This is a genomic window from Streptomyces sp. CT34, assembly GCF_000805335.1.
Lineage (GTDB): Bacteria > Actinomycetota > Actinomycetes > Streptomycetales > Streptomycetaceae > Streptomyces.
On record NZ_KN708638.1, the window covers coordinates 5,079,912 to 5,090,424 of the forward strand.

Annotated in this window: 10 protein-coding genes and 1 pseudogene; 8 read left to right on the top strand and 3 right to left on the bottom strand. The window is 71.8% G+C overall.

What is annotated here, in order from left to right:
* Positions 1 to 418 precede the first annotated feature (418 nt).
* Together RZ84_RS22265 and RZ84_RS38300 are read left to right on the top strand one after the other, a co-directional pair.
* Positions 419 to 1,156 (top strand): RNA polymerase sigma factor, encoded by a 738-nt coding sequence (locus RZ84_RS22265; protein WP_043265768.1) that lies wholly within the window; start codon positions 419 to 421, stop codon positions 1,154 to 1,156.
* On the top strand, positions 1,156 to 2,247 hold the full coding sequence (locus tag RZ84_RS38300; RefSeq protein WP_043265769.1) for a hypothetical protein: 1,092 nt from the start codon (positions 1,156 to 1,158) through the stop codon (positions 2,245 to 2,247). The genes RZ84_RS22265 and RZ84_RS38300 overlap by 1 nt, the downstream gene beginning before the upstream one ends.
* A 246-nt stretch (positions 2,248 to 2,493) precedes the next feature.
* Here the strand turns inward: RZ84_RS38300 and RZ84_RS22275 are convergent, their stop codons facing one another.
* Positions 2,494 to 2,871, bottom strand: a complete 378-nt coding sequence (locus RZ84_RS22275; protein ID WP_078894081.1) for a peptidoglycan-binding domain-containing protein — start codon at positions 2,869 to 2,871, stop codon at positions 2,494 to 2,496.
* A gap of 100 nt (positions 2,872 to 2,971) precedes the next feature.
* On the opposite strand from RZ84_RS22275, the gene RZ84_RS22280 reads away from it, so the two are divergent.
* The 3 genes and pseudogenes from RZ84_RS22280 to RZ84_RS22285 all read left to right on the top strand — a co-directional run bounded on the left by RZ84_RS22280 (position 2,972) and on the right by RZ84_RS22285 (position 5,152).
* Entirely contained in the window at positions 2,972 to 4,552 is a 1,581-nt protein-coding gene (locus tag RZ84_RS22280; RefSeq protein ID WP_043265770.1) for an acyl-CoA mutase large subunit family protein, read from the top strand.
* Positions 4,553 to 4,676: 124 nt separating this feature from the next.
* A pseudogene (locus RZ84_RS36930) lies at positions 4,677 to 4,841 on the top strand (zinc ribbon domain-containing protein); the annotation flags it as partial.
* Between the two features lie 86 nt (positions 4,842 to 4,927).
* Positions 4,928 to 5,152, top strand: a complete 225-nt coding sequence (locus tag RZ84_RS22285) for a hypothetical protein (protein ID WP_043270542.1) — start codon at positions 4,928 to 4,930, stop codon at positions 5,150 to 5,152.
* A 19-nt stretch (positions 5,153 to 5,171) separates the two neighbouring features.
* On the opposite strand, the gene RZ84_RS22290 is transcribed toward RZ84_RS22285, so the two are convergent.
* Positions 5,172 to 5,900, bottom strand: coding sequence for a FadR/GntR family transcriptional regulator (locus RZ84_RS22290; protein ID WP_052230094.1), 729 nt, complete (start codon positions 5,898 to 5,900; stop codon positions 5,172 to 5,174).
* Between the two features lie 165 nt (positions 5,901 to 6,065).
* Here RZ84_RS22290 and RZ84_RS22295 point away from each other — a divergent pair, with 165 nt between their 5' ends.
* Together RZ84_RS22295 and RZ84_RS22300 are read left to right on the top strand one after the other, a co-directional pair.
* Positions 6,066 to 6,581: a gluconokinase gene (locus RZ84_RS22295; protein ID WP_043265771.1), complete on the top strand. Its 516-nt coding sequence runs from the start codon at positions 6,066 to 6,068 to the stop codon at positions 6,579 to 6,581.
* An 87-nt stretch (positions 6,582 to 6,668) separates the two neighbouring features.
* A complete protein-coding gene (locus tag RZ84_RS22300; RefSeq protein WP_043265772.1) occupies positions 6,669 to 8,096 on the top strand; it encodes a GntT/GntP/DsdX family permease in 1,428 nt (475 codons plus the stop codon).
* A gap of 104 nt (positions 8,097 to 8,200) precedes the next feature.
* Here the strand turns inward: RZ84_RS22300 and RZ84_RS22305 are convergent, their stop codons facing one another.
* Positions 8,201 to 9,748 carry an FAD-dependent monooxygenase gene (locus tag RZ84_RS22305; RefSeq protein WP_052230095.1) on the bottom strand — a complete coding sequence of 516 codons (1,548 nt, stop codon included), beginning with the start codon at positions 9,746 to 9,748 and terminating at the stop codon, positions 8,201 to 8,203.
* Positions 9,749 to 9,822: 74 nt separating this feature from the next.
* Between RZ84_RS22305 and RZ84_RS22310 the strand changes: the two genes are divergently transcribed.
* Positions 9,823 to 10,503, top strand: a complete 681-nt coding sequence (locus RZ84_RS22310) for a TetR/AcrR family transcriptional regulator C-terminal domain-containing protein (protein ID WP_043265773.1) — start codon at positions 9,823 to 9,825, stop codon at positions 10,501 to 10,503.
* Positions 10,504 to 10,513 lie beyond the last annotated feature (10 nt).

Below are 10,513 nucleotides of genomic sequence, written 5' to 3' on the forward strand. Positions count from 1 at the left end.
CCGACGGGCCGAAAAGCGTCACACGGGGTACGGGCGGCGGCACGGCCAGTGGTCTGGACGCGGGCCGGGCAGGGCCCGTAACGTGCCAGAACGCGCCGGTGGGCGCACTGATCACGGCCGTTCCGGCGGCCGAAGAACGGCCAGTTAACCGGGAGTTCAGATGGAATCGTGCGCGCGTGAGGTTTGTGCGCCGAACGTCCCAAGAGGTGGGCCGGGTGCCGGAAGACCGATCTCACGGGTTACCGTCAGCAGACGCGGCCGGATTACCGGCGGTCCGCCGAGCGGCTGAGCGAGGCGATCGCGCGGCGGCCACGGCAGGACGGACGACGAACCATCGGCACCATCAGCGAAGAACCAGCGACAGCGCGAAGCGGCAAGGACCGGGCGGCGGACATTCAGCGTGCGACAGGATGGACCCGTGCGAGGGGACGACATTCAGCCGGACGACGGTCGGCTGACGGTTGCCGTACAGGCGGCGCAGGACGGCGACGAGGCGGCCTTCCGGCTCGTCTACCGCGCAGTACATCCCAGACTTCTCGGGTATGTACGGACGTTGGTGGGCGAAGCGGACGCGGAAGACGTGGCGTCCGAGTCCTGGCTCCAGATCACCCGCGACCTCGCCCGCTTCAGTGGCGACGCGGACCGCTTCCGCGGCTGGACCGCCCGGATTGCCCGCAATCGCGCGCTTGACCACATTCGGATGCGCGGACGCCGCCCGGTCATCGGTGGCGACGAGAGCGAACTCGCCGACACCCCCGGCGCGTCCGACACCGCGGGCGAGGCGCTGGAGGCGCTGGGCACCGGCCACACGCTCCGGCTGATAGCGCGGCTGCCGCAGGATCAGGCCGAGGCGGTGACGCTGCGGGTGGTCGTCGGGCTGGACGCGAAGAGCGCGGCACAGGTCCTGGGCAAGCGGCCCGGGGCGGTGCGCACGTCGGCACACCGCGGGCTGCGCAAGCTCGCCGAACTGCTGGCGGAAGGCGGTACGGACGGCGGGGGACCGGGCTCCTCCGGGGCGTCCGCGGCCGGTTCGGGCAAGGGTGGTGGAACCGTGGATGAGGTGCCCATACAGGGGCGAAGACGTCGCGACGGTGTGGCGGAATCGTACGTACCAGGTGTGACGGAAACGGCCGCACGAACGCAGAAGGACATGTGATGGCCGACGACCGGTACAGCTGGCTCGACAAGGACGCCGCGGAGCGACTGCTGCGCGGCGAGCCGGTCAGTTCCCGGGACGGCGACGGCGCACGCGAACTCGAACAGCTGCTGAAGGCCGCCGCGGCCGTCGGATCCGGCCTGCCCGAAAGCGCCGCGGCGCCCGGCGAGGAGGCGGCGCTGGCCGCCTTCCGCCGGGCCGGGCACGGCTCCGGCGTCGGCCTGCGCGACGCCGACGCACCGGGCCGGCTGCCCGCCCTGCGCCGCACCCGCTCCGCCGGCGCCGGGGAACGGCCCCGGCTCGCCCGCCCGTTCCGGCGCGGCTTCGCGGTCGCCCTCGCGGTCTGCGCGATCGGGGGCATCGCGGTCGCGGCCGGTACGGGCGTACTGCCGACCCCTTTCCGGGGCGGCGAACCCGAGCCCGGCGCCAGCGTCTCGGCGGCCGAGTCGCCGAGCCCCCTCGACGGCGGGCAGCCCACGCCGACCGGCGGCGAAACCAGCCGGACCCCTGGGTCCACCCCCGGCGGCCGGTCCACCGCCCCCGGCCCGACGCCCACCCCGGGCGGCAGCCCCGGGGGCAGCCGGAGCCCGGCCGCCCCCGGCGCCGGCGGCGGACTCCTCGGCGGAGCCATCGGCGCTCTCGACGGCGACGGCAAGAACGTGCCCGGCGGCGACAACAGCAGGAACAAGCTCTTGCTGCCGCTCTGCACGGCCTATGAATCCGGCAAACGCGGCGATATCGACCGCGACACGCTCAAGCGCCTGGAGAGCAAGGCCGGCGGCCCGGACAAGGTGCACGCCTTCTGCCGCCAGTACCTGGCGCAGAGCCAGAACGGCGGCGGCTCAGGTGACAACGATGGCGCGGGCGGTGGCGGCGGCCAGAACGGCGGCGGCCGGAACGGCGGCGGCCAGAACGGCGCCGGCGGTGGCGGCGGCCAGAACAGCGGTGGCGGTGGCGGCGACGAGGAGGGTGACTCTTCCCGCTCCCTTTCACCCTCCCTCTCCCCCTCCGGCACGCCGAGCGTGACCGCACCGCCGGCCGCCACCACCCCCGCGCCGGCCCCTTCCAGCGCCTCGCCCAGCCCTTCCTGAACGGCGCCCGCCGGCCAGGTGTGACGTTTTTTGAGCCAGTGACGCAGTAGAGAATGAGCCGACTGGTCATCGGCGGCGCAAGAGAGCCGGGGTTCCCCCCGTACCCACGGCTCAGCGCACACGGCGCGGGCGGGGCACGTTCCCCCGGCCCTGCCCGCGCCCAAGCTTCCCCCCTTTGCGCCTAAACCGGCGCCGCTTTCGCGGATGTGGTTACGCGAGGTGGGGGTTTCTCAATTTTCGCTTCGGTCAAAGACCATTCCCTGTGCGGGGGGGCGCCGTTGAGGGTGCGTCGCGGTCGGAGTTCCGGGGGTCCAGCTCGCCGTCTTCCGGCTTGCGGGTTCGGGAGAGCAGGGCCGAGCGGTCCGCCGTGGTGAATTCGCCGGTCGGGGGAAGTCCCGCCTCTTTCTGGAAAGTGCGGAGCGCCGTGGCGGTATCGGTGGTGTAGGAGCCGGTGGGGGAGTGGCGGAAGAGGCCCAGTTGGGTCAGCCGGGCCTGGAGGTCGCGTACGGGGGCGCCGTGCGCGCCGGTTCTCATCAGGGTGGTCGCCGCGGCCGGATGGCAGGCCGTGGCCAGGGCGAGCACCGCCAGCACCGCCGCCGTTCGCCGTCCTCCGCTCCGCCGCATGACCCACCCTCTGCCCAGCGGTGCGGCGGGACGAACCTGCGGGCATGCTGTGAATACGGCGGAAACCGGTACTGGTCACTCATTTGGAGGCGTACGGGATATGGCGCGGTACAGCGAGAGCGGGCTGCCCCTTGAGCCGGTGTACGGGCCCGAGGCGCTGGCGGGGTGGGACCCGGCGCAGCGGCTGGGGCGGCCGGGCGACTATCCCTACACGCGCGGGATCTATCCGTCGATGTACACCGGGCGGGCCTGGACGATGCGGCAGTACGCGGGGTTCGGTACGGCGCGGGAGTCCAACGCGCGCTACCGGCAGCTCATCGAGCACGGCACGACCGGACTGTCGGTCGCCTTCGACCTGCCGACCCAGATGGGGCACGACTCGGACACCCCGATCGCGGCCGGCGAGGTCGGCAAGGTCGGGGTGGCGATCGACTCCGTCGAGGACATGGACGTGCTCTTCGGCGGCATTCCGCTGGGCGCGGTCTCGACGTCCATGACCATCAACGCGCCGGCCGCGCTGCTGCTGCTGCTCTACCAACTGGTGGGCGAGCAGCAGGGGGTGGCCGGCGATCAGCTCAACGGCACCGTGCAGAACGACGTGCTGAAGGAATACATCGCGCGCGGCACCTATATCTTTCCGCCGCAGCCGTCACTGCGGCTGACCGCGGATATCTTCCGGTACTGCCGGGCGGAGATCCCCCGGTGGAACACGATCTCGATTTCCGGCTACCACATGGCGGAGGCCGGCGCCTCGCCGGTGCAGGAGATCGCCTTCACCCTCGCCAACGGCATCGCCTATGTCCGTACCGCGATCGCCGCCGGAATGGACGTCGACGACTTCGCGCCCCGGCTGTCGTTCTTCTTCGTCGCCCGCACCACGTTCCTGGAGGAAATCGCCAAGTTCCGTGCGGCGCGCCGGATTTGGGCGCGGGTGATGCGGGAGGAATTCGGCGCGCGGAATCCCAAGTCGCAGATGCTGCGGTTCCACACGCAGACGGCGGGGGTGCAACTGACCGCGCAGCAGCCGGAGGTGAATCTCGCCCGGGTGACGGTCCAGGGGCTGGCGGCGGTGCTCGGCGGCACCCAGTCGCTGCACACCAACGCGTTCGACGAGGCCATCGCGCTGCCCACGGACAAGGCGGCGCGGCTGGCGCTGCGCACCCAGCAGGTGCTCGCGTACGAGACCGATGTGACCGCCACCGTCGATCCGTTCGCCGGGTCGTACGCGGTCGAGGCGATGACGGACGAGGTGGAGGCGGCGACCGTGGAACTGATGGGGCGGGTGGCGGACATGGGAGGCGCGGTGGCGGCCATCGAACGGGGCTTCCAGAAGGACGAGATCGAGCGCAACGCGTACCGGATCGCGCAGGAGACGGACGCGGGGGAGCGGGTGGTGGTCGGCGTCAACCGCTTCCGAACCGACGAGGAGGAGGCGTACGAACCGCTGCGGGTGGACCCGGAGATCGAGGCACGGCAGGCCGAGCGGCTGGCGGCCCTCCGCGCGGGGCGGAGCGGGTCCGCGGTGACCGCGGCGCTCGGCGCGCTGCGCAAGGCCGCCGAAGGGACGGACAACGTGCTCTACCCGATGCGCGAGGCGCTGCGGGCGAAGGCGACGGTGGGCGAGGTGTGCGATGCGCTGCGCGGGGTGTGGGGGACCTATGTGCCGACGGACGCCTTCTGAGGCGCCGGTCGGTGGTCGGGGGCGTTTGGGGGCCCGGCCGGTCGGTCACCTGACTTCTCCCAGGAGGCCACGGCCTTCAGGCCGGGAACGGGTCCTGGGATCGGAGCCGCGAGGCGGCGGAGTGCACACCACGATGGACTGTGCACGGTGCGGAGCGAGAGCCAAGCACGCACTGCCCCTTGCCGAGAGAACGCATACGTGCACCGCGTGCGGAGCGGTGTCCTCCAGGGACGAGAACTCCGCCCGCGTGATGCTCGTCCGGGCTGGTCTCAACCCGGCTGGTGCTGATCTTGTAAGTCCTGCCTCTGCCAGGAGTCAGGCGAAGTGAGCCAGGAATCCCCTCCCTTCAGGGAGGGGAGGATTCAAACTGGTGGCATGTCGTCTACCACCACCTCACCCCGCCGGGCGTGCCCCGTCTGCACCCGAGAGATCGCCGTCGTCGGCGGGCACTTCGCTCGTCATGATCCTCCGGGGCGGCGCACCGGGATCGAGCTGATCTCCTGCCCGGGGTCGCGGCGGACGGCCCCGATGATGGCGCCGGCGGAGAAGCTGTTCGACCCGGAGGAGCCGCCGATGCCGGGTCAGCAGCCGCTGTTCTGAGGGCCGGCGAGCCGGTGAACTAGGGGGCCAGGACGTCCAGTTCGGCCATCGCGCCGGCCGTGATCTCCCGCGTCAGGGACTCCGCGCGGGCCGCGTCCCCGGTCCGTACCGCCTCGGCGACCTGGACGTGCAGGGTCACCGCGGCCGGGTCGGGATCGGTGAACATGACGTGGTGCTGGGTGCGGCCGGTGAGCACGGCGTCGACGACATCGGCGAGGCGGGCGAACATCTCGTTGCCGGAGGCGGTGAGCACCACCCGGTGGAAGGCCATGTCGTGGACGAGGTAGGCGTCGAGCTGCTGGCCGCGTGAGGTGGCCACCATGCCCATGGCGTGCTCGGTGAGCTGGGCGCACTGGGCGGGGGTGGCGTGGGTGGCGGCGAGCCCGGCCGCCACCGGTTCGACGGCCGAGCGCAGCACGGTCAGTGAGCGCAGCTGGCGGGGGCGGTCCCGGCCGGCCAGCCGCCAGCCGATGACCCGCGGGTCGTAGACGTTCCACTCCTCGGTGGGGCGCACGGTGACCCCGACCCGGCGCCGGGAGGCGACCAGCCGCATGGACTCCAGGACCCGGATCGCCTCGCGGACGACGGTGCGCGACACGTCGAAGCGCTGCGCCAGCTCGTCGGTGCGCAGGACCGTGCCCGGGGGATAGTCGCCCGCGGTGATCGCGTGCCCCAGGGACTCCAGCACGCGGCCGTGCAGGCCCTTCTCCCCGTTTTCCCCGGTGTCCGCGGGCGCCCCGTTTTCCATGGGCCAAGCCTACGGTCCCGCGCCTCGGCCAATTAAGTATGACTTTTGCGTCACAGGGGCTTGAATACGTCGTACCTAATGGGCTTCAGTGGGGGCGCACGAGGTCGAAGACGACAGCGTCATAGCGGTATGGCGCGGTACGTCCTGCTAGATGAGGTAAACGGGATGAGCAGCGCCGATGTCATCGTCGTGATGGGCGTGGCCGGGACCGGCAAGACGACGATCGGCCCCCTGGTGGCCGCCGCACTGGGCGTTCCGTACGCCGAGGGCGACGACTTCCACCCGCCGGCCAATATCGCCAAGATGACGGCGGGCACCCCGCTGGACGACGCCGACCGCGGCCCCTGGCTCGACGCCATCGGCGCCTGGGCGCACGGCCGGGCAGGGCGGGGCGGGGTGGTCAGCAGCTCCGCGCTCAAACGCGCCTACCGCGACCGGCTGCGGGCCGCCGCCCCGGGCGTGGTCTTCCTCCATCTCACCGGCGACCGCGCTTTGATCGAGGCGCGGATGGCCGAGCGCAAGGGCCACTTCATGCCGACCGCGCTGCTGGACTCGCAGTTCGCCACCCTCGAACCGCTCGGACCGGACGAGGCGGGCGTCGCCGTCGACGTCTCCGGGACGCCGGAGGAGATCGCCGGACGCGCGGTGGCCGCGCTGCGGGTATCGGCCCCGAACCCCTAGCTCCCGCCCCCGGGGCCGCACGCCCCTTTCCCTTCCTTCTCCCTCCGTCCGACTTCCTTCCCCCTCCGTCCAACCAAGGGAATCGCCGTGACTCATCTCAGCGTCGAGATGCTCGCAGCGGATGCGACCGCGCCCATCACCACGGCCGGTCATGCACAGCTGGGCATCGCCGTTCTGGCGGGTATCGCCGTCATCGTTCTGCTGATCACCAAGTTCAAGCTGCATGCGTTCCTGTCGCTGATCATCGGCTCGTTGGTGCTCGGCGCGGTGGCCGGAGCGCCGCTCGACAAAGCCATCGCCAGCTTCTCCACCGGACTGGGGACCACCGTCGCCGGGACGGGGGTGCTGATCGCACTGGGCGCCGTACTGGGCAGACTGCTCGCCGACTCGGGCGGTGCGGACCAGATCGTGGACACGATCCTGGCCAAGGCCGGCCGGCGGGCGATGCCCTGGGCGATGGTGCTGATCGCCGGGATCGTGGGGCTGCCGATCTTCTTCGAGGTCGGGATCGTGCTGCTGATCCCGGTGGTGCTGCTGGTCGCCAAGCGCGGCAACTTCTCGCTGATGCGGATCGGGATTCCGGCCCTGGCCGGGCTGTCCGTGATGCACGGGCTGATTCCGCCGCACCCCGGGCCGCTGGCCGCGATCGACGCGGTCAAGGCGAACCTGGGCGTCACGCTGGCGCTGGGCGTCGTCATCGCGATACCCGCGGCGATCATCGCGGGCCCGGTGTTCTCGCGGTACGCGGCCCGCTGGGTCGACATCACCCCGCCCGAGAAGATGCTGTTCTCCTCCGGGGAGACCCCGGACCCCCGGGCCGAGCGGGCCTCGGAGACGCCGGCGACGCGGCCGGGCTTCGGGATCACCGTGGCCACCGTGCTGCTGCCGGTGGTGATGATGCTGGCCAAGGCACTGGTGGACGTCGTCGTCGACGACCCGAAGGACGGCCTCCAGCGGGCCTTCGACATCGTCGGGTCGCCGCTGATCGCGCTGCTCACCGCCGTCGTCGTCGCGATGTTCACGCTCGGGTGCTCGGCCGGCTTCACCCGGGGCCGGATCGCCTCCACCGTCGAGAAGTCGCTGGGCCCGATCGCCGGGGTGCTGCTGATCGTCGGCGCGGGCGGCGGCTTCAAGCAGACGCTGGTGGACTCCGGCGTCGGCCGGATGATCCTGGAGATCTCCCAGCACTGGAACATCTCGACGCTGCTGCTGGCCTGGCTGATCGCGGTCGCCATCCGGCTCGCGACCGGCTCCGCGACGGTGGCCACCATCTCCGCGGCCGGCCTGCTCGCCCCGCTCGCCGCCGAGATGAGCACCACCCACGCCGCGCTGCTGGTGCTGGCCATCGGCGCCGGGTCGCTGTTCTTCAGCCATGTCAACGACGCGGGCTTCTGGATGGTCAAGGAGTACTTCGGGATGGACGTCGGCCAGACCCTGAAGACCTGGTCGGTGATGGAGACGCTGATCTCGGTGGTCGGGATCGTGGGGGTGCTGGGGCTGTCGCTGGTCGTCTAGCGGCCGGCGACAGCTCTCCGGGACGAGTCTCCGGGACGAGGCGGCCTCGCCGCGGTGCCGATCGCGCACCGCGGCGAGGCCGTCGCCGGTTGACTGATGGGTACTCAGGCCGGCTGTGCGGCGCCGAAGTACGTGCCCAGGGCGTCCGCCACCGGTGCCGTGGCGCCGTCCGCCGGGGCCGCGAGGGCGATATATCCGTCGGGGCGGATGAGGAACACGGCCGGCCCGGCGCCGTACGCGTCCCGTATGTGCCCGTCGGTGTCGAGGAGTTCGGGCTCCGGACCGCCCACTCGGACCGTGCGGAGCAGCGCCGGGTCGCCCGCCCCCGGAAGTGACGCAACGTCAAGATCCGTGGCGCCCAGGGTGATTACGGTGAAGTGCGGTCCCCGGAAGGCGTCGAAGAGGCGGGTGGGGGTGCCGTCGGCGGTGGTGCAGGGGGCGTCGGGGGCCCGGTCGCCGGCGGTGCGGGCGCCCTCGGGGAGGCCGGTGCGCAGTTCGCGGGTGAGCGGGCTGTCGGGGTAGCGGATGTCGAGCTGGTGCAGGTCCCGGCCGCGGCGGGGGTTGCCGGAGCGGTGCAGCCGGGTGCTGGTCTCCAGGATGCCGGCCGCGATCGGGCGGCGCTCGGTCTGGTAGGTGTCGAGGAGGCTGTCTGGGGCGCCGTGCCGCAGCACCTGGCCGAGCTTCCAGCCGAGGTTGTAGGCGTCCTGGACGCTGGTGTTCATGCCCTGGCCGCCCGCGGGCGAGTGGATGTGCGCCGCGTCGCCGGCCAGGAAGACCCGGCCGTGGCGGTAGGCGTCCGCCATCCCCGCCCGGGGGCGGTAGACGGAGGACCACACCACCTCGCGGACCTGCTCGGGGGCGAGGTGGGTGTGGCGCGCGATCAGGGCGCGGACCGCCTCGGGGGAGGTGTCCGGGTCGTCGGTGGCCGCCGCCGCGAAGCACTGGAACAGGTCGGTGCCGACGAGCGGGAGCAGCGTGACGAAGCCGTGCGGCGGCAGCATCCAGCGGTGCCAGTGGTCCCGGTCCAGCCCGTCGATCCGCACGTCCGCGACGACCCCGGTGCCGGGCGGCAGGTCCGGGCCGGTCATCCGGACGCCGAGCTGCTTGCGGACGGTGCTGCGCCCGCCGTCGGCGGCCACCAGATAGCAGGCGCGGACGGCGCGGACGGCGCCCTCCGCACCGGTCAGCCGGGCGGTCACGCCGTCCGCGTCCTCGGTGAAGTCCCGCAGCTCGGTGCCGAGCAGCACGCTGCCGCCCAGCTCCACCAGCCGGGCGTGCAGCACCTGTTGATTGCGCCACTGGGGGAGCATCAGGGCGTTGGAGTACGGGGTCGAGGGGGTGGGGTCGACCAGCTCGATGATCTCTTGGGTGTGGGCGATCCGGCCGTCCTCCCACAGTGCCATGTGCGGGTACAGGCCCCCCGCGGCCTGGGCGGCGGCGAGCACGCCGAGGTCGTCGTAGACCTCCTGGGTACGTGGCTGGACGCCGGTGCCGCGGGCGCCGCGGGAGAACTCCGGCTGCCGCTCGACGAGCAGCGCGCGCACCCCGCGGCGGGCGAGGTCGATGCCGAGGGCGAGGCCGGTCGGACCCGCGCCGGCGATCAGTACGTCGACGGCCGCGGTCGCGGTGGCGTCGGCGGTGTCCCCCGGCATGGTCTCAACGATGTCTTTAACGGTGTTAAGTTCCATGCTTCCCAGGCTGCAATTAACGGTGTTAAGTTGTCAACGTGGTTTCGCGAATCGACCGGAGGCAAGTGGCGGATACGGCGCTGCGGCTGCTGAACGTCGTCGGCCTCGACGGGCTGACCCTGCGTCGTATCGCCAAGGAGCTGGACGTCCAGGCCCCCGCGCTCTACTGGCACTTCAGGAACAAGCAGGAGCTGCTGGACGAGATGGCCACCGAGATGTTCCGCCGGATGATCGGGCCCCTGACGGCGAAGTACCGGTCGGGCGCCGGCCAGGTCCGGGAGACCTGGCAGGAGATGACGGTCGCCACCTGCTCCACGCTGCGCGAGGAGCTGCTCGGCTACCGCGACGGGGCCAAGGTGATCAGCGGTACGCGGATGACCGACGACAGCTTCGCCGCGCCGCTCGAACTCTTCATGAGCCGGTTCGTCGCGGCCGGCTTCGCGCTGCCCGAGGCGGCGCGCGCCTGGTGGACCGCGTACAACTTCACCATCGGCGTGGTGATCGAGGAGCAGTCGGTGTACCCCGATCCCGCGGCGCCGCAGGTGCGCGACCCCGCGTACGACTTCGCCGATCGCGAGCGGCGGTTGGCCGCGGACTATCCGCTCGCCGCGATGGCCGGGCGGCAGATGTTCGGTGACTTCGAGGAGATGTTCCACGCCGGGCTGCGGATCGTCATCGCGGGCATCGAGGCCAACCGTAGTACGGAGGCGGGGAGTTGAGGCATGTCGG